A 19,471-nucleotide genomic window follows, 5' to 3' on the forward strand; every position below is an offset into this window, starting at 1 on the left:
TTTTGTAGATGCAATTTGTTCTGGGGTAGATCCAAAATTTGGATGAAATAGGTATTTTCTCAGATGAAAGATTTTCAATTGTCAAAAACCTGTTTTTGTGATTTTTAGCAATTTCTCGTGAAAAATAGGTTAAAACGGATGTTATTTCTTGGAAATTACAACAAATAATCAGTATTTTTGGGTGTTTTTAATCTAAAAACCACCTCGAACCTAATATGTCAAACTTTCGGTTTAAAGCTCTCGAAATTGCACAAAGTCGGCAAGCCCTATCTGTTCCACCTCCGGCAGAACGTGTAACGGAATACTATGGCGCCTACACATTCAACAATGAGGTTATGCGTTCCCTGCTGTCGCCGGAAGCATATCTGAAAATCACCCAGGCCATTGACACCGGCGGTAAAATCGACCGCGACATTGCCGACGAAGTGGCAAATGCCATGAAAGCCTGGGCAACGGCGAAAGGTGCAACCCACTATACGCACTGGTTTCAGCCATTAACGGGAGCAACGGCCGAAAAACACGACGCTTTCTTCGATGTGACGATGGATGGAAAAGCCATCGAAAAATTCAAAGGTGGTGCCCTGGTTCAGCAGGAACCGGATGCCTCTTCGTTTCCAAGTGGTGGTCTGCGCAACACCTTCGAAGCGCGTGGCTACACCGGTTGGGACCCCAGCTCGCCGGCTTTTCTGATGGACAACGGTGCGGGTGGAAAAACCCTCTGTATTCCTTCTGTATTTATATCGTATACCGGCGAAGCGCTTGACTACAAAACACCTTTGTTGAAAGCCCTGCTGGAAGTTGACAAAGCCGCTACGGCAGTTTGTCAGTATTTCGACCGGAATGTTACCAAAGTAACCCCAACCCTGGGTGTCGAGCAGGAGTATTTTGTCGTTGACAAAGCTCTGTTCTATGCCCGTCCGGATTTAGTAATGGCCGGTCGGAGTGTTTTCGGACATTCTCCGGCGCGTGGTCAGCAATTGGAAGACCACTATTTTGGCACGATTCCGCCCCGGGTGAACGCCTACATGGTTGACTTTGAATTTGAAGCCATGAAATTGGGCATGCCGGTTCGGACGCGTCACAATGAGGTAGCTCCGGGTCAGTTCGAGGTAGCACCAACGTTTGAAGAAGTGAACCTGGCCATCGACCACAACGCGCTGTTGATGGATCTGATGGAAAAAGTGGCCGAAAAACACAACTTCAAAGTGTTGTTCCACGAAAAACCGTTTGCCGGCATCAACGGTAGCGGGAAACACAACAACTGGTCACTGGGAACCAACACCGGCGTTAACCTGCTGGCTCCCAGCTCGAAACCCAAAGAAAGCCTGCGGTTTCTGACGTTTCTGGTCAACGTGGTAAAAGCCGTTCACGATCACGCAGATTTGCTGCGCGCCAGCATTGCCTCGGCGGGTAACGAATACCGGCTGGGTGCCAACGAAGCCCCCCCGGCCATTGTTTCCATCTTCCTGGGCGAGTCGCTGACGAAAGCCCTGGAAGACCTCGAAACCAAATCGGAAGTGATTGTCAACAAAGGCGATAACGTCTATTACAAGCTGGGAATCAACCGCATTCCGTCGCTGTTGCGCGACAACACCGACCGGAACCGGACCTCTCCGTTTGCCTTTACCGGAAACAAATTCGAATTCCGCGCCGTGGGTGGTGGAGCCAACTCGGCGTCTACCATGACGGTTCTGAACACGATCGTGGCCGCTCAGTTGGTTACTTTCAAACAGGAACTGGATGCCCGTCTGGCCAATGGCGAGAAGAAAGAACTGGCCATCGTCGAAATTCTGAAAGAGTACTACAAGTCGTCGAAACGGATTCTGTTTGAAGGAAACGGCTATTCGGATGAGTGGGTTGAAGAAGCCGCCAAACGGGGTCTGTCGAACATCAAGTCGACACCGGAAGCGCTGGGCGTGTATCTGAAACCCGAATCGCTGGAATTGTTCGAGCGCGTGGGTGTTCTGAGCCATGCCGAAGTAGAATCACGCTACGAAATCGAACTGGAGAAGTACATCAAAAAAGTACAGATCGAGTCGCGGGTAGTAGGTGATCTGGCCATGAACCACGTGGTTTCAACAGCACTGAAATACCTGAACAAACTGGCGGAAACCGCCAAAGCGCTGGTTGATCTGGGCATGACTGACGAAGCCGAGCCGATCAAAGCCCTGATCAAGGAGATTTCGACCCGCGTCATCGCCATCAAGAAAAACGTCGAAGAAATGACGGAAACCCGCAAGAAGGCGAACAACTTGACCGATACGGCCGAAATGGCGAAAATCTACGCTACGGAAGTAAAAGACTTTTTCGACGTCATTCGCTACGAAGTTGACAAGCTGGAACTCATCATCGATGATGAAGACTGGCCTCTGGTAAAATACCGCGAGTTGCTTTTCGTCAAGTAATAGTAATTTTCCAACCATATCGTTACATAAAGCCTGCGCCAATTGGTGCAGGCTTTTGTTTTGGTACGGCATCAGGCTATTTTTTTAGCCCTGTTTGTCGGTTTTGACAACAATCAGTGGTTTATTTACATTTCTGCCTACAAGACCAAAAAACCGGTTTTGCGCGTTTAAAAAGGAAAGACCCAACCTCTAACCGAACTAGTAATGCCGTTTTCGATGGACATCCTGCTGCGCGATTTAAGCCGCCTGCCCCACCGGGGAGCGGCTACAGTTTACGAAGCGTCCGCGATTGAACGGTTGTCATCGGCTCTCCGTGAGCTGCAGGCGACTGTCACGGTTGAATCCTTCCGGACGCCCCGCACCTATGTAACAGTTGTTTACTGGCTGATTGCCGGCCTCGTTACGGGACTATTAACGGCGCCCTGGCTGGGCTGGCTGGCCGTTGTCTGGACCTGGGGATGGGTAACCCTGGCCTGGTTGTTTTTCAACTGGCGGTCTTCGCCCGTCACCCGGCTTCCTCCGCAGGTAACTTCCCACAATGTCATTGGCCGCTGGCGTGAAACCGGGTTTGGTTATGCTGGTGACCAGGAAAAACCGGTAATGAAAGTCATTTTGATGGCGCATTACGATACCGCTCCGATTTCGCTCTTATATCGGACCGGCACCGTCAATAGTTTCCATACCACCATTGTGCTGTCGCTGGTGTTGATGCTGGGGGCCGGGCTGTTGGTGCTCTTTGAACAACTGGGCGTAAACAGCGACTGGATGCCGTGGATTCGCTACGGCCTCATCGCGTATTTTGTTCTCCAGGCCCTGCTCGGAACACTCGGATACTGGCTCTATGGCTACACCAACGGAGCAAGCGACAACGCCACCGGCGTTGCGGCCGCCATCGCCACCGCCGAACGGCTAAAGCAATTGTATATGCCCGGACTGGAAACCGAGGTGGTGCTGACCGGAGCGGAGGAAGCAGGTATGATTGGCTCCCGGGCCTATCTGGACAAACACATCGACAGTTGGCCCCAGGGACGGACGGTGGTGGTTAACTTCGATACGCTGGGCAATGGGTCGCTGCGAATCATTAAACATACCGGAACCGTTGAAGTTATTGAGTACACCAACGATCTGATGAAAACGGCAGAGCGTTTGCTGGAAGAAAAACCGTTCCGGGGGGTGGTCAAACCCGGGCGCTGGCACACGGCCGATTTCGACAGCGTCTGGTTTGTGCGCCGGAAAATTCCGGTGATGACGCTGACGGCGATGGATGCCAAAGGCCGGATGCCCAACATTCATCGCCCGGAAGATCAGTTGCTGGTGACGGACGTTAGTGCCATTCCTACGGCGGTCGATTTTGCCATTCAGACGCTTGTGCGACATTACCAGACGTATGAAATCACCGCCGAGCGGTTGTGAATTGAACGGTCTGCCGGTTTTAGATGTTGAATTTTACGGGCGAGTTTGTAGATTTGCCCAATCGATCACACGCAAATTATAACGATTACGGCAATGAGTACGTATAAAAACGAGGGATTTGAACCCGCGACGATTCAACTTCTGAAAGAGGAATGCCAGGAGGAAGGAAGTTCATTCGTCTACGTAGAGGATGAAGATGACGATTTGGAGGTTCTGAATTCAGGCGAATGCGTTCACATTCAGTTTGTTGGTAAACATAAGGAAAGCGAAGTTATCTACGACGCCATAATTTATACACTGCGGCTTCACCACAGCAGCCTGGTGTATGAAATGGCAATGGAAAAAGTCAAGAAATCGTTTCCCCAGTATATTCCGGTGGAGGAACGGAAGCCCGATTACCGGATCGATGCGGAACTGGAAGAAGAAATCGAGTTGTTCTTGACCGAGTTGATCGAGGAAATTGAGGAGACCGAAGCGGTGAAAGTGCAGGAACACATTGAGATCGATCACGAGTTTGAATACGGAATCAGCCTGGATGTTTGCCTGAATGTGGAAGAAATTTCGGAAGAGGTCATCGAAGACTTTATTGCTCAGTTCAACAGCAACACGCTGAAACTGGACAAGACGATGTATTCCTTTACCAACGACGAACCCGAAGAGTAAGCGTTAATTTCGACGGTTCGTCCGCATTTATGCACCTGTTTTATCAGCCCGAAGCGGACACAAACGCTTTTCTGAGCGAAGAAGAATCCCGGCATTGCATCAAAACGCTGCGGCTGGCCAAAGGAGCTGCTATCGATGTGACCGACGGCCGCGGCAACCGTCACAACTGTGTCATTGAAACCGCCGACCCGCGCCGGTGTACTTTTCGGATTGTTGACACGCACAGCGAGGTTCCCCGTCCATACCGGATTCACCTGGCCGTGGCGCCGACCAAAAATATGGACCGGATCGAATGGCTGGTGGAAAAAGCCGTGGAACTGGGTGTCGATCAGTTCAGTTTTTTCGTCAGTCAGCACTCCGAACGCCGGTTGCTCAAAACCGATCGGCTGGAAAAGATTGCTGTTGCAGCCATGAAGCAGTCCCTGCAGTTGTTTCTGCCGGTAATTGATCCCGTACTGGATTTCAAAACCGTATTGACCCAGGCTGCCGACGAGCGGTTTATTGCGCATTTACCTGAAAATGAACCGGCGGTGTCTTTGCTGAAAGCCGCCAAACCGGAGCGGTCGACGCTGGTATTGATCGGTCCCGAAGGCGATTTTTCGGAGCGTGAAATGCAACAGGCGATTGAAAATGGGTTCAAAATGGTTAAATTAGGGGATACCCGGCTGCGCACTGAAACGGCGGCTCTGGCGGCCTGTCATACGATTCATCTGATTAATACAACAACCTGAACATGAAGCGACTTACTGGATTTCTGCTAACGGTTTTGTTTTTCACGTTGACGACAACGTTGTCGGTGAAAGCCCAGTATTCGTATAAAATTGCCAAATTGAAATACAACGGCGGGGGCGACTGGTATGCCAACAAAACGTCGATTCCCAACCTGATCAAGTTTTGCAATGCCAACCTGCGGATGAATATTTTTCCGGAAGAGGATATTGTGGAAGTGGGCAGCCCCGAATTGTTTTCGTATCCCTTCGTTCACATGACGGGTCACGGCAACGTCGTTTTTTCGGATGCTGAAGCCCAGAACATGCGCCGGTATCTGATGTCGGGCGGTTTTCTGCACATCGACGACAACTACGGGCTGGATAAATTCATCCGGCGCGAGATGAAAAAGGTGTTTCCGGAACTGTCGTTCATCGAATTGCCGTACAATCATCCGGTTTATCACCAGAAATTCAACTTCACAAATGGCTTGCCAAAAGTACATGAACACGATGGGAAGGCACCACAGGGATTTGGATTAATCTGGGAAGGGCGTTTAATCTGTTTTTACAGTTTTGAGTGCGATTTGGGGAATGGCTGGGAAGACCAATCGGTCTATAATGACCCGGAAGAGGCTCGTCAGCAAGCTTTACGCATGGGAGCCAACCTGTTACAGTATTCGACAACCGCTTTTTGAGAAAAATAATAAAAAATAAAAATTTGTCTTATTCGGTTAACTATCGACGTTATTGTTGTAGATTTGTAGAATCTAATTGCACTGAAGTTGGTTTTTAGCCATTCACCTTTAACTAATTTAATCCCGTGGTAATAATCCTTATTGCCTTTGTTGTTCACTGGTACGTATCGCTTTTCTGCCAGACATTTTTTCTGCACCGGTATTCGGCTCACAAAATGTTCACGATGAGCAAGGTATGGGAACGCTTTTTCTTTTTCCTGACCTATCTCTCACAAGGGTCCTCGTATTTGAGTCCTCGCGCTTACGCCGTTCTGCACCGGATGCACCATGCGTTCAGTGATACTCCCAAAGACCCACACTCTCCACACCACACGAAAAACGTGTTTACGATGATGTGGAAAACGAAAGATCTGTACAATGCAGTCCTGAACCGGGTGCGGCCGATAGAAGCCAAATTTGACCGTAACTACCCGGAATGGTATGCGCTGGAAAAAATCGGTGATTCCTGGATTTCCCGCGTAGCCTGGGGAACCCTGTATTCATTGTTCTACATCTTCGCCTTCGTTTACCTGGATATGCACTGGGCGTTTTTCTTCCTGCTGCCGATTCACTTTCTGATGGGACCGATCCACGGCGCGATTGTGAACTGGAGCGGACACAAGTACGGTTATGCCAACTTCGACAATCACGACCGGTCTAAAAACTCTATGTTTTTCGATTGGCTGATGATGGGCGAGTTGTTTCAGAACAACCACCACAAACGGCCAAATGCCGCTAACTTCGGTGCGCGTTGGTTTGAACTCGATCCGACTTACCCGGTGATCCGGTTGCTGTCGGCGCTGGGAATCATTAAAATGCGCCCCGCAAAAGTAACGACCAACGAATTCGAAACCGGGCACGATCGTCTGGTGGAACATAACGAGAAAATGTCGGCGTAATCTGCCCTGACTTTCCAACGAAAAATGCCCGCTAGTCTTGACTGGCGGGCATTTTTCGTTTGGAGAGTAAAGAGGTGAGACAAGAGAAGAAAGACAAGTCCAATCTGATAAAAGTCTTTACTCTCTTGTCTCACCTCTTTACTCTTTTTCACAACAACTCCTTCGCCACTTCATCCCACGAGAGCACCCGTTGAAAAATGGTATTGTCGCGGTTGTGGGGAGCGTCGAACAGGAGACCTTTCCCCTGAAAACTGACCAGATTATACGGCATGTCGTCGATCATGATGTCGGCCCGCAGAATGCTCTTGTCACCGCAGAAGACCCGGTTTTTCCAGTGAATGTGCGGAAAATGCTGATCCAGCCAGTCGTATTTTTCCGAAAGGGAATTGCGAAACTCCATAGCCGCCGACGTAACGAACAGGTCGTACTTGTCGGAAAGCGCCTTTGTTACTTCAATGGCACCGGGCATAACCGGAATGTCGGCGAAGAAACCCGGTTCGTGCACATAATCTGCCAGGCGTTTGTAAACGTCTTTCTCCAGCAGTTCATGAAACGAATTATCCCGGAATACGGTGGGCAGTGCCGTTGTATCGAAATCACGGCGGTAAATGGCAATAAACTTGCCGACGGTGTCCGCCAGCACATCATCCATGTCGATGGCAATACGTGGTTTCATTCTTTGAATTTTATGCCAATGGCTCTTTTGCCGCTTGAATAGACAATGGCATCGATGGGCCTCTTGGCTTCGGTTGCTTCTTTTTTGACTCGACGAACAAACTGTTCGACATCTTCTTCAATGGAATTGTTCACAATGCCACTGGTTAAGTAGGATTTGGCTTTCACACCCCCGGAAGCATCGACAACGGTTTCGTAATCCAGAAGCGGCTCATTCATGATGTAAACGGCCAGCCCATCAATTTTCCGAACCTTGGCGAGTCCTTTGTTGGCACCGGCGTCTTCTTTGAACTTGACGGCGATGGCGGTTTTTGAGCCTGAAATGACGACGGCATCGAACACTTTGTTGTCTTTTTTACCATCCTTGCTCGCCCGTCGGACAAACTGGGCGGCTTTTTCAGAAACTCCTTCGTTGACGACACCGCCGGTAAACAGCGACGCGGCTTTGGCACCGGATGCGATTTCGAACACGGTTTCGTAAGCGCGCAGCGGTTCGCACATCACGTACGTTTCAATGCCCTGAATTTTTTCAACCCGTGCGTTCACTTGCGCGAAAACGGTGGTAAAACTGAGAAGGCTACAAAAAACAGCGGGAAAAAACAGTTTCAATTTCATGAGTACAGTATGTTCTTTGAGTAAAATGACCTGAAACTACAATTCTCGCACTCCCAAAACCCGTATGAAATGCTTCGCCTGGCATTTTTGAGTCCTGAAAGGCACAAATGCCGGGATGAACGGTTAGACAATTTTTCGGTCCGGATCAAACCCTTCCAGGTAATCCGAAACGCGCTTGACAAACTGCCCGCCCAGCGAACCGTCGACCACCCGGTGGTCGTAGCTGTGGGAAATAAACATCTTTTGCCGAACCCCGATCAGATCGCCCTGGGGCGTTTCGATCACCGCCGGTTTTTTCTCAATGGCTCCAAAAGCCATGATGGCCACCTGCGGCTGCACGATGATGGGCGTTCCCATGACGTTGCCGAACGTGCCGATGTTGGAAACCGTGTAGGTGCCGTTGGCCAGATCGTCGGCGGTGAGTTTATTCTCTCTCGCACGACGGCTGAGGTCATTCACTTTCCGGGTCAATCCAACCAGGTTGTACTGATCGGCGTTGTGAATGACCGGCACAATCAGATTGCCGCTCGGCAGTGCCACGGCCATGCCAATGTTGATGGCTTTTTTAACAATGATCGTATCGCCGTTCACCGAAATATTGATCATTGGAAAATCCCGAATAGCCTTCACGACGGCTTCGATCAACAGGGGGGTGTAGGTAATATTTTCGCCGTACTGATGCTGAAAGGCCTTCTTGTTGCGTTCGCGCCATTGCACCAGAACCGTCATGTCGGTTTCGACAAACGAAGACACGTGGGGCGCAATCCGCTTCGATTCGACCATTCGTTCGGCGATCATCTTCCGCATCCGGTCCATCTGAATGATGTCGTTCTGGCCGGTAATGGAAGCAGCTTTTGGAAATGAAGAACCCGTTGAAACCGGCTCGCTTTTCCGTTTTTCAACGTACGCCAGAATATCGTTTTTGGTGATGCGGTTTTCGGCACCGGTTCCTTTAATGGACGCCAGTTCGGTCTGGGAAATCCCTTCGGCCTTGACAATGCTCAGCACCAGGGGCGAATAAAAACGGTTATTCTCGGCCACACTCGTTTCAGCATCGGTCCGGATTTCCGGATTGCGCGACGAAATCTGCGAAATATCATCTTCGAGTTTAGCCGCCACACTGGCCACGTCCTGCTCCTCGGTTTCTCCGAATGAGAGCGTGTCCGGCGTCGGGGATGTCGGCTGATCCTCCGCAACCCCCTCGACCTGTTCGACTTCAATCCGGGCCACCGGGCTGCCAATGGCCACAACGTCGCCATCGTTCACGAGAGTTTCTTTGAGAATACCGGCATGGGACGATGGCACCTCGGTGTCCACTTTGTCGGTGGCCACTTCCAGAATCGAGTCGTCGGCTTCAATGCGGTCGCCGGGCTTTTTGAGCCAGGAGATAATCGTGCATTCTACAATACTTTCGCCCATTTTGGGCATAACCATGTCAACAAGTGCCATTGGCAGGGAGTTTATTTTTCGTCCAGCAACGTTTGCCGGAGGAGGTTTAAAACTTGAACAGTCGTGTTTTGAATATTCTGCTCGCGGTAGGGCCCCAGTTTCAGCAAGCGGGCGACGGTCTGTTTTTCGGTCGAACAGGCAATCCAGATCGTACCGACCGGTTTTTCGGGCGTTCCACCATCGGGACCGGCAATGCCGCTGGTGGCAATGCCGACGTTGGCTCCCAGCTTCGTTCGAACGCCTTCCGCCATCTCCCGCACGGTTTGTTCACTGACCGCGCCGAACTGGCTCAGGGTCTCCGGTTGAACACCCAACTGGTTGACCTTGACAGTATTGCTGTAGCTGACCACTCCGCCGACGAAATACCGCGATGAACCGGCGTATTTGGTCATCTGACTCGCTACAAAACCGCCCGTGCAGCTTTCGGCGGTGGCCAGCATCCAGTTTCGTTCGGACAATAACTGCGCCACTTTGGTTTCCAGTTCATCGTCGTCATACCCAAACACAAAAGGCTGAATCAACGGCAGAACGGCTTCGACCTGTTCATCAATTTCCTGTTTCAGCACCACCGGATCGGTGCCGGTTCCGGTGAGCCGGAGCCGCACCTGGCCGAAATGGGGCAGGTAGGCCAGTTTGATGTGCGCGGGCAACGCATCTTCCCAGTTGGCAATCGTTTCGGCCAGAAAAGACTCGCCGATTCCCACCGTCCGAATCATCTTATGAACGATCGTCGGCGTTTCAAACTGGTTCTGCAACATCGGAATGATCCGGTATTGCATGAGGTTCTTCATTTCAAATGGTACACCCGGCAAGGAGACATAAATGGTTTCGTTTTCATTGAACCACATGCCCGGTGCGGTGCCCCAGTCATTCGGCACGTAGGTGCAATTGAGGGGCAGATCGGCCTGTTTGGCGTTAATTTCGGTAATTGGACGGCCCCGGCTTTCGAAAAACTTCGTCACAAACGCCAGCGCTTCGGGATTTCGGTCGAGGGTCGTATTAAAATACTCGCAAATGGTCACTTTCGTGATGTCATCTTTGGTGGGGCCGAGGCCACCGGTCAGAATGACCAGATCAGCGCGTTCGGTGGCTTCCTCCAAAATACTGAGAATCGCTTCCTTTTGATCGCCAACCGACGATTTCCGGACGGTGCGGATTCCGATTTTTGTCAATTCCGCCCCGATCCATTGGGTATTGGTATCGGTAATTTGTCCAAACAGTATTTCGTCACCAATCGTTATAATTTCGGCCAGGATGGGTTTCATGAAAAAAAATCTACGAGTTTTTGTGGCTCGACCCTTTACTTTTTGTCAGTTTTGCTGTCTTATAGAGAAAGGCCGATTGACAAACTAACAGAAGAACGCTGTCTTTCGAGCCAAAAATACGTAAAAAAACGGTTTATCTTTTGCCGACCGGCCATCGGCTAACGTTTCACAAAGAGAATCAACCTGAGAAGCACATGAAAAAAACAGTCCTTTTTGCTCTCCTGCTTGCCGGTTATTCCGGTGCCGCAATTGCCCAGTCCGATTCGACCCAACCGAAAAAGAAGGGCATCTTCGGACAAATTCTGGATAAAGTAGGCGATGTCGCTTCGGGCGGAAGCTCATCCAATGACGAAATTGCCAATGGATTGAAAGAAGCCCTTCGGATCGGGATCAGCAAAGGCTCCGATCAGGCTTCGGCCGTGGACGGATATTACAAAAACACGCTGATCAAGATTCTGATGCCGCCGGAAGCCCAGAAGGTGGAATCGGCCCTGCGTAAACTCGGCATGGGAAAACAGGTCGACCAGTTCATCATGTCGCTCAACCGCTCGGCGGAGGATGCGGCCAAAAAGGCCAAGCCGATCTTTCTGAATGCCCTGACGTCGATGACCATTCAGGATGCCGTCGGTATTTTGCGGGGGCAGGACAATGCCGCCACACAATACCTGAAACGCACTACCTCGGATCAGTTGATGGCGGCTTTTACGCCGGTCATCGACAGTACGCTGAAAAAAAACAACGCCACCCGGTATTACGGGGATCTGGTTCGCACTTATAACAAACTACCCATTGCCACCACCAAAGTCAATCCGGATCTGACCAATTATGCCGCCACGAAAGCCGTCGACGGTATTTTTACGCTGGTGGCTCAGGAAGAGAAGCAAATCCGCGAAAACCCGGCAGCCCGCGTCAATGATTTGCTGAAGAAAGTATTTGGTCAGCAGTAAACCTGCATTTAGCGGTTTTTTGGTTTTGAATCGTCGGGGCAGGATTGCAAATCCGTCCCACAAATGGTTACCTTTGAAGTCTTGAAACTCCGGTTAATTGCCCCCAACCCCTTAAAGGGGCTATAAATACAGCTAGTTTAAGCCTCCTTTAGGGGGGTGGGGGCAATTAACCGGAGTTCTTTACTGTACTGAAAAGCAAACGATGAAAAAATCAGAAATCAATTTTGCGGTTGAATTAGACGACCACAATATCCCCGAAAAAATTTTCTGGAACGCTACGGATAATCCCAATGAAGGACTGAGTGATACCAAAGCGGTAGTGGTTTCGGTATGGGATCATTACAACCAGGGAACGCTGCGCTTGAATTTGTGGACTAAAGACATGGCCGTCACCGATATGAAGCGGTTTTGCGTCGAAGTGCTTGGCAGCCTCGCCGACACCATCGTTACGGCCACGGGCGACCAGTCGATGGCCGATCAGATCGACAACCTCTGCCGGGCCCTGAGCAAAAAAGTGGAAGAAGAATACCGCGAGCAGCAGAAACAGGCATAGCGAACGACAGATTGTATTCGGTTTACGGTATTCAGTTTTCGCCGGGCCGCCGGAGCTGTGCGGTTCCCCTACGGAACTGACGCGATAAACCGAAAACTGAATACCGTAAACCGTAAACCCTTTACTGATGAAGATTTTGAGTTCAGTCGTGATTGTTGTTTGGCTGACGGTCGGTTTGGCCGTTGGGCAGGGGGTTCAGTTTCGGGCAGACCCGTTGACAGCGGTCTTAAGTGCGGCCCGGAAAGCCAAAAAGCCGGTTTTTGTGGAAGTGTATTCGGAAACCTGCCACGTTTGCCAGAGTTTCATTCCCACGTTTGCGAACAAAACGGTAGGGAAATTCTACAACACCCGCTTCATCAGTACCAAAATTGATATTTCCAACAAGAGTACCATCGCTTTTCTGGACAAAAACCGCCTGTTTGTTCCCTCTTTACCGCTGTTTTTATATTTCAATTCGCAGGGAGATCTGATTCACATGGCGATGAGTAACAACTCGACGGATGAGGTGATTCGGCACGGAACCACGGCGTTGAATCCGGAAATCCGGTCGTCGGCTATGCGGAAACGATTTGAAGATGGGGAGCGCTCCGCGAATTTTCTGATCGATTACGGGATGTATGCCCGGGTGACGCGCGATACGGTGACAAACATCCGGGTGATGAACGAGTATGCCTCCCGGCAGGCGGCCAATACTTTTACGAACCCAACGAACTGGCTCGTGTTGCAAAAGCTGATTCTGGACGTCGGCAACCCGCTTTTTCAGTACATGATCGGTCACCTCGATCAATTTATCAAACCCAACGGTGCGGAGCAGGTCAAAACGGTTGCGGAAAATATTCTCATGTCTTCGTTGTACAGTAGCCGGGGTAATCAGTATCCGGCCGCCAAAATCATCACCATCCGGAACCAGCTTCAGCAAGTGGGTATCGACGGACGCGTCGCCAGTAACCGCACGCTGCTGCCCGAAATCAACGCCTATTTTCGGGCGGGCCAGGCCACCAAAGCGGCCTCCCGAATGGACGATCACATGGCCCAGAACCAGTTCTCCACGCCGGAATACCTGTATGTGATTCGGTTATTCAACCGGAAAAGCCCGGATGCCAGCGATGCGCCGACGGTAGCCCGCTGGGCCAACAAAGCCATTCCGCAGGCAAAAAGCCCCGCCGAGCAGGCCGATTTGTATTTTGAACTGGCTGAGGTTTACCGCCGGGGTGGAAAAACCGCCGAGGGCTTGAAAGCCGCGCAAAAGTCGCTGGAAATGGCGAAAGCCGCTAAAATCGATACGAAGCGGAATACCGAGCAGCTAAGCCGGTTGAAGTGATCGTCAGGAATAAATGACGTTGGAGAAGGGCGGTTGTTTCAGCAGATACGCCGAATTTTCATCGCCCAGCTCGATGGCCCGAATCAGGTCTTTTTGGGCCGGACCATACTGGTCGAGCTGCATCCGGGCCAGTGCCCGCCAGCGGATGGCGTCGGGTTGCTGACCCCGGAAATACCAGACGGCTTTGTCAAACTCCTTGAAGGCTTCACCGAACTGATTCAGTTGGTAGAGGGCAATGCCTTTATCGAGGTATGAATCGGGAATGGTGTTGTCGAGGCTGAGGGCAACCGTCAGATCGAAAAGGGCCGAATACGCATTTTCATTCCGAAGGTGGCATTTTCCCCGGTAGGCAAACGCCAGGGACGATTTGGGATGTTGTTTAACGGCCTGATCGAAGTAGGCAAATGCTTCATCGTAGCGATGAAACTGGACGAGATTGATGCCTTCGGCAAATCGAACACGGTCTTTCTCCGCCTGCGTGTCGTGGTCGATCACAAAATACCGGACAACCAGGTAGAAAATAAAGAAGAATCCTATCAGCGCAACTTCCATAACCTGAAGCTTTCAGAAAACTACTGTAAACTAGCTGAAAAACCGGGCATTTGCAACCCGTATCCTATTTTTCCAGTTCTTGCCGAACGGTTTTTGGTAGACTGGCAACGATCAAGTCATAGGAATGGTCAATCCATGTTTTCAGATCAATTTCCCGAATCGTTCCGTTGATGAGAACGGTGTTCCAGTGTACTTTATTCATGTGATAACCGGGCCGAACTGCATCGTATTGCTCGCGTAATTCAACAGCCAGTTCCGGGTTGCATTTCAGATTGACCGACAGCGGGCGGGCCTCCAACGACGTTAAGGCAAACACTTTCCCGCCGACTTTGAAGACGAGTATGTCTTCGCCAAACGGAAATGACTCGTTGGCACCGGGTTTGCTCAGGCAGTAATTGCGCAGCGTTTCAATGTTCATCGCATGATGGCTCGGACAATCATCACAATCAGACAGAACAGAAACATGATGATGGAAATCCGGTTAATTCCGTGCATCATGCGAATGTTGGTGTTCGTCGGGCGACTGGGGTCCGGTTTCTGAAAAACCCGGTAGAAATACCGGAAGACGTCACCCAACTTGAAATAATCTCCAATCTTAGACATAGTGAGTTAAGAGTTAAGAGTTAAAAATCAAGAGTTAAATCGGTGAGAGAATGCAGAGTGGCTAACTCTTCACTATTAACTCTTAATTTATAACTCAGATTCCGGTTCGTTCCAGCGACCGTCTTCTTTTATCAATTCGATCAGTTCATCGACGGCGTGTTCGGCGGTGACCGACTTTTTGATCACTTGCTGACCCCGATACAACGAAATTTTGTCTTTGCCAATTCCAACGTAGCCATAATCGGCGTCGGCCATTTCGCCGGGTCCGTTGACGATACAGCCCATGATCCCGATTTTAATGCCTTTCAGGTGGTCGGTGCGTTTGCGAATTGTGGCCGTGGTTTCCTGCAAATCGAATAACGTTCGTCCGCAGGAAGGGCAGGAGATGTACTCGGTTTTCGACATCCGGGTTCGGGCCGCCTGCAAAATGCCAAATGCCGTCGAATTGTACCGGTTTGCCGTCGCCAGGCGCTCTTCAGTTGACAGGTTGGGAAGTCGATCTGTCGCCAGCCAGGCTCCATCGCCCAGGCCATCGACCAGCAATCCGCCGATGTCCGTGGCGGCATACAATTGCAAAGAGTCACCCTGACTATCCGGAAAACTCCGCAGCGTTACGACCGGGCAGGGAATTTCGCGGATGATCAACTCGACGTACAATCGCCGGAGTTCGGCCATCGCGTGGGCGTTTTCCGTTCGAACCACCAGCACAACGTGTTGATCTTCACGGAGCGCATTAGCCAGGTCATCTGAAAAGTCACCCAGGTGGGTCACAACGAAATTGAGAACCGGATGCAAACCGCCCGGTTTTTGACGGCTGTTCAGGTAGGTATTCGTGTTGAGCAGGGGGAATTTATGAACCTGATCGGGGGCGGAAAGCCAGGCCGAATAATCCAGAATTTCTTTCAACCCGTTGGGCAACATGAACGAAGCAGGCTGAGAACCGGTATACAGGTAATCGGCGCCCAGATCATTCATCCGCCATTTGTCGGGAACGGGCAAATAAAAATGGCCGATGGATCGGAGTTGTTCGTGGTGGGTAACTGGTATCTCGGAATAATCGGCAATGACGCGCGGTACATTGACGCCACCGAAATTGGCGACTTCTCTGGTTTTTCGCCGGGTATACTGATACGGGTTAATGGGGTAGTTCCGGATTTCCGGAATGGCTGTATGGCCCGCCCGTTTTGAGTAGCGGTCGATGAGCGCCTGCGCCACCGGGGCTTCCAGTTCGGGATCTTCCGTCAGCGAAACCCGGACGGTATCGCCCAAACCGTCTTCCAGCAGCGTACCAATGCCGACAGCCGATTTGATCCGGCCATCTTCTGCTTCCCCCGCTTCGGTAACGCCCAAATGCAGCGGATACGGTTTTAAGCCTTCGGCATCCAGTCGCTGAACCAACAGGCGGTAGGCTTCCACCATCACCTGCGGATTGCTGGATTTCATCGATAGGACAATGCTGTGGTAGTTTTCATCGTCGCAAATCCGCAGGAATTCCAGGGCTGATTCCACCATGCCGAGGGGTGTATCGCCGTAGCGACTCAGAATCCGGTCCGAGAGCGAACCGTGGTTGGTGCCAATCCGCATGGCCGTGCCGTATTCTTTGCAAATCCGGATCAGGGGAAGGAATTTGGCCCGAATGCGTTCCAGTTCGGCGGCATAGGACGCGTCGGTATACTCGATGACTTCAAACCGCTTCCGGTCGGCATAATTGCCGGGATTGATCCGGACCTTTTCGACGATCCGGGCGGCCAGTTCGGCGGCATTGGGTGTAAAATGAATATCGGCGACGAGGGGTGTTGTGTAGCCCCGGGCGCGTAGTTCCTTGCGGATGTTTTCGAGATTTTGGGCTTCTTTGACACTGGGTGCCGTAATCCGGATGTATTCGCAACCCGCTTCGATCATTTTGATCGACTGCTCGACCGAACCCAGGGTGTTCATGGTGTCGATGGTCGTCATCGACTGAACCCGGATGGGATAATCAGAGCCCAGCGGGACGTTGCCGATGGGAACCGTGATGGTTTTGCGACGGGAGTATCCGGTTAAGGAGTTGCAATAGAGAGCCGGTTTTTCGGCGGATGGTACTAAAGACGGTGTTGCGTAGTCAAGCATAGCCTAAACAGCGAGTGCGGAAGAGGACAAAGGTACAAAACCGGCGCGTTTTCCCCGCAAAAGCTAGTAATAGAACCCGCTTTTCTCCGAAATTGTTCATTTCGGAAAATCAGAAAAGGAAACCGAAATACGTTGATAATCAGTTGATTAGTCTATTCTTCAACTTTCGTGCCTTCGTCTACCCGAATAATATAGGCAGCACCGCCCTGGCGTTCAATGGCTTCGGCGACGGCCCCCGCGTGGCCGGGTGCGTAGGCAAACATACAGCCACCGCCACCTGAACCGTTGATTTTGCCGCCCAGCGCCCCGGCATTCAATGCCGCTTCGAGCATCCGGTCGATTTTTGGAGTCGAAATGCGTTGGGCATCCCGCAGATTGGTGTGGTGGCGATTGAGTAAATTGCCGAGCCGAATGTGATCCAGATCGGCCGATTCCAGCACCTGCCGGGCTTCACGGAGGAGATCGCGGTTCGAAACCGTGCCTTCCAGCAGCGTATTTTCTTCGTACGATAAGAAAGGGCGGTAGTCGTCAATTTCCAGAACATCCGTGGTATGGAGCGAGAATTCCGGGTTGACGGTTTTGATTTTCCGGACAATCCCGTTGACCCCGTTTCGCACCCGGCCCAGAATATCCAGTGTATCTTTGGCTTCCAGCGAGTCGCCCAGCACGAAAGCCCCGAGTTTGGGCCGTAATTCTTCGATTTCAATGTGCGGCTCCGACTCCAGGTAGATCACATCGCCGATGGCGGTGGAATAATGATCCATCATGCCGCCCGGTTCGCCAAACTCGAGCACTTCGGCTTCATTGGCCATGTTCCCGATTTCCTGCCGACTCAGCAGACGCGGACGGTCACTCAGGCGCATCAGAAAATGCAGCCAGGAAGCCACCAGCGCCGATGAACTCGACGTACCGGAATTGATCGGGATATTTCCGTGAACCTCACATTCAACCCCCTTCGAAAACCGGTAGCCGTGTTTCAACAAAACATTGTAACTGCTCCGAAAATAATCACGCGGTTTGGTATACACCAGACTGGAATCGGATAGCTCGAATTCTTCCCGCTCGTTAACATCCGGCAGGTTGATCACCACTTTTCGATCCGACCGGTGCGAACCGGTAATCCGGATTCGCCGGTTGATGGCTGCGGCAATGACGGGCAGCCCCAAGTAATCCAGGTGTTCGCCGAATAAACAGATTCTGCCGGGAGTTGAAACGCTTAATAGACTCATCACCAGGTGTGTTTTTTGCTTCCTGCCAGCGCGTAATATAAGATGTAGCTTAGCAAAGGCAGGATCATCGCGTAGGCTAGTTTCGGACTAACGGCGTCGGTCAGGTAGCCGTGCAGCAGGGGCAGTAACGCACCGCCGGAAATCCCCATAATCAATAAAGCAGAGCCCAGTTTGGTGAATTTACCCAGCCGATCGAGCGACAACGGCCAGAGGGCTGGCCAGATTGGTGCAATGGCGAATCCCAGGAGCGCGATGCACAGAACGGACGTAAACCCGTTGGTCAGTAAAGCGCCAATAGTCAGAACCAGACCGAGACTCGTGCCGATGATGAGTGATTTTTGTTGCGAAAGGAAACGCGGAATCAGGATGATGCCCAGAATGTAACCGCCCAGCATACCGTACAACGTGTAGGCCGTAAAGTATTTGGCTTGATCATTTGAAAAACCGAGCGCAACGCCGTAGTTGATGATCGTATCGCCCGAAATGACTTCAACCCCCACGTAGCAAAAAATGGCCAGAACACCGAGAACCAGGTTAGCATGTTGCCAGACACTATCGGTAGTTAACGGCTTGGCTGTTATTGCTTTATCTTCTTCCTGCTCTTCAGATACTTCAGGCAAAGTGGAGAACCGGATCAGCATGGCGAGCACCACCAGAACGCCCGTCAGAATCAAATACGGCGTTACTACTTTGTTCAGCGATTCTTCGGCCGAAATAACGTTGGCACCCGTTAACAACAAACCGCCGAAAATAAACTGGCTGATAATTCCTGCTAATTTGTTGGCAACACCCATGAAGCTAATCCGCTGGGCGGCACTTTCGCGGGGGCCGAGGATGGTCACGTAGGGATTGGAAGCCGTTTGCAGAACCGTCAAACCGATACCGATCAGAAACAAACCGACCAGGAACAACGGATACGAAACCGCCTTGGCCGCCGGGATGAATGTGATGGTGCCAATGGCCATGATGATCAATCCCAGCGACATCCCGTTTTTAAAGCCCGTTTTCTTGAGCAGCCAGGACGACGGAATCGCCATGAGCGTGTAGGAAATGAAAAACGCCGACACCACCAGGTTCGAACCCACGGTGCTGAGCTGAAAAGCCTGTTTGAAAAAGGTAATGAGCACCCCATTGACCCAGGTGACAAATCCGAAAATGAAAAATAACATGCCGACAATGAGCAGCGGCCCAAGGTAGCTATTGGTTGAATTCCGGGTTGCAGTCGGAGTCATTTTTTGTGAAGTTTGGAGAAATTAAGAAAGAGCCTGCAATATAACACGCAGTCGTTCAATATATTTTAAATTTTTTTATTAATTAAGAATTTTATTC

The 19,471-nt window shown here is 51.1% G+C and carries 19 protein-coding genes; 9 read left to right on the forward strand and 10 right to left on the reverse strand.

Annotated elements, in window-relative coordinates; translation table 11 throughout:
- Positions 1–215 precede the first annotated feature (215 nt).
- The 6 genes from ACO064_RS30145 to ACO064_RS30170 all read left to right on the forward strand — a co-directional run bounded on the left by ACO064_RS30145 (position 216) and on the right by ACO064_RS30170 (position 6,824).
- Positions 216–2,405, forward strand: coding sequence for a glutamine synthetase III (locus tag ACO064_RS30145; RefSeq protein WP_421830880.1), 2,190 nt, complete (start codon positions 216–218; stop codon positions 2,403–2,405).
- Positions 2,406–2,609: 204 nt separating this feature from the next.
- A complete protein-coding gene (locus tag ACO064_RS30150; protein WP_421830881.1) occupies positions 2,610–3,818 on the forward strand; it encodes a M28 family peptidase in 1,209 nt (402 codons plus the stop codon).
- Between the two features lie 93 nt (positions 3,819–3,911).
- Positions 3,912–4,481, forward strand: coding sequence for a hypothetical protein (locus ACO064_RS30155; RefSeq protein ID WP_421830882.1), 570 nt, complete (start codon positions 3,912–3,914; stop codon positions 4,479–4,481).
- 29 nt (positions 4,482–4,510) lie between these two features.
- The gene (locus tag ACO064_RS30160; protein ID WP_421830883.1) at positions 4,511–5,212 is read left to right on the forward strand and encodes a 16S rRNA (uracil(1498)-N(3))-methyltransferase; all 702 of its coding nucleotides are present in this window, start codon (positions 4,511–4,513) and stop codon (positions 5,210–5,212) included.
- Between the two features lie 2 nt (positions 5,213–5,214).
- Positions 5,215–5,886, forward strand: a complete 672-nt coding sequence (locus tag ACO064_RS30165; RefSeq protein WP_421830884.1) for a DUF4159 domain-containing protein — start codon at positions 5,215–5,217, stop codon at positions 5,884–5,886.
- Positions 5,887–6,011: 125 nt separating this feature from the next.
- The gene (locus ACO064_RS30170; RefSeq protein WP_421830885.1) at positions 6,012–6,824 is read left to right on the forward strand and encodes an acyl-CoA desaturase; all 813 of its coding nucleotides are present in this window, start codon (positions 6,012–6,014) and stop codon (positions 6,822–6,824) included.
- A gap of 148 nt (positions 6,825–6,972) precedes the next feature.
- On the opposite strand, the gene ACO064_RS30175 is transcribed toward ACO064_RS30170, so the two are convergent.
- The 4 genes from ACO064_RS30175 to ACO064_RS30190 all read right to left on the reverse strand — a co-directional run bounded on the left by ACO064_RS30175 (position 6,973) and on the right by ACO064_RS30190 (position 10,828).
- Positions 6,973–7,500, reverse strand: a complete 528-nt coding sequence (locus tag ACO064_RS30175) for a 5' nucleotidase, NT5C type (protein ID WP_421830886.1) — start codon at positions 7,498–7,500, stop codon at positions 6,973–6,975.
- Complete coding sequence (locus tag ACO064_RS30180) at positions 7,497–8,045, reverse strand: hypothetical protein (protein WP_421830887.1); 549 nt, start codon at positions 8,043–8,045, stop codon at positions 7,497–7,499. Before ACO064_RS30180 ends, ACO064_RS30175 begins: the two co-directional genes overlap by 4 nt.
- 192 nt (positions 8,046–8,237) lie before the next feature.
- Positions 8,238–9,563, reverse strand: coding sequence for a dihydrolipoamide acetyltransferase family protein (locus ACO064_RS30185; RefSeq protein WP_421830888.1), 1,326 nt, complete (start codon positions 9,561–9,563; stop codon positions 8,238–8,240).
- An 11-nt stretch (positions 9,564–9,574) separates the two neighbouring features.
- A complete protein-coding gene (locus ACO064_RS30190) occupies positions 9,575–10,828 on the reverse strand; it encodes a competence/damage-inducible protein A (RefSeq protein WP_421830889.1) in 1,254 nt (417 codons plus the stop codon).
- A 194-nt stretch (positions 10,829–11,022) separates the two neighbouring features.
- Between ACO064_RS30190 and ACO064_RS30195 the strand changes: the two genes are divergently transcribed.
- The 3 genes from ACO064_RS30195 to ACO064_RS30205 all read left to right on the forward strand — a co-directional run bounded on the left by ACO064_RS30195 (position 11,023) and on the right by ACO064_RS30205 (position 13,649).
- Entirely contained in the window at positions 11,023–11,775 is a 753-nt protein-coding gene (locus ACO064_RS30195) for a DUF4197 domain-containing protein (RefSeq protein WP_114406559.1), read from the forward strand.
- Positions 11,776–11,977: 202 nt separating this feature from the next.
- Entirely contained in the window at positions 11,978–12,328 is a 351-nt protein-coding gene (gldC, locus tag ACO064_RS30200) for a gliding motility protein GldC (RefSeq protein ID WP_114406560.1), read from the forward strand.
- Between the two features lie 127 nt (positions 12,329–12,455).
- Positions 12,456–13,649, forward strand: a complete 1,194-nt coding sequence (locus ACO064_RS30205; RefSeq protein ID WP_421830890.1) for a DUF255 domain-containing protein — start codon at positions 12,456–12,458, stop codon at positions 13,647–13,649.
- 3 nt (positions 13,650–13,652) lie between these two features.
- Here ACO064_RS30205 and ACO064_RS30210 read toward each other — a convergent pair whose 3' ends face one another.
- The 6 genes from ACO064_RS30210 to ACO064_RS30235 all read right to left on the reverse strand — a co-directional run bounded on the left by ACO064_RS30210 (position 13,653) and on the right by ACO064_RS30235 (position 19,374).
- Positions 13,653–14,201 (reverse strand): tetratricopeptide repeat protein, encoded by a 549-nt coding sequence (locus ACO064_RS30210; protein WP_421830891.1) that lies wholly within the window; start codon positions 14,199–14,201, stop codon positions 13,653–13,655.
- A 64-nt stretch (positions 14,202–14,265) separates the two neighbouring features.
- Positions 14,266–14,619: an MmcQ/YjbR family DNA-binding protein gene (locus ACO064_RS30215; protein WP_421830892.1), complete on the reverse strand. Its 354-nt coding sequence runs from the start codon at positions 14,617–14,619 to the stop codon at positions 14,266–14,268.
- Complete coding sequence (locus ACO064_RS30220) at positions 14,616–14,804, reverse strand: DUF6728 family protein (RefSeq protein WP_114406564.1); 189 nt, start codon at positions 14,802–14,804, stop codon at positions 14,616–14,618. The genes ACO064_RS30215 and ACO064_RS30220 overlap by 4 nt, the downstream gene beginning before the upstream one ends.
- Positions 14,805–14,891: 87 nt before the next feature.
- Entirely contained in the window at positions 14,892–16,913 is a 2,022-nt protein-coding gene (gene ispG, locus ACO064_RS30225) for a (E)-4-hydroxy-3-methylbut-2-enyl-diphosphate synthase (protein WP_421830893.1), read from the reverse strand.
- 152 nt (positions 16,914–17,065) lie between these two features.
- Positions 17,066–18,142 (reverse strand): mevalonate kinase family protein, encoded by a 1,077-nt coding sequence (locus ACO064_RS30230; RefSeq protein WP_421830894.1) that lies wholly within the window; start codon positions 18,140–18,142, stop codon positions 17,066–17,068.
- Complete coding sequence (locus tag ACO064_RS30235; protein ID WP_421830895.1) at positions 18,142–19,374, reverse strand: sugar MFS transporter; 1,233 nt, start codon at positions 19,372–19,374, stop codon at positions 18,142–18,144. Before ACO064_RS30235 ends, ACO064_RS30230 begins: the two co-directional genes overlap by 1 nt.
- Positions 19,375–19,471: the final 97 nt, after the last annotated feature.

Source organism: Larkinella sp. (genome assembly GCF_965227735.1).
Lineage (GTDB): Bacteria > Bacteroidota > Bacteroidia > Cytophagales > Spirosomataceae > Larkinella.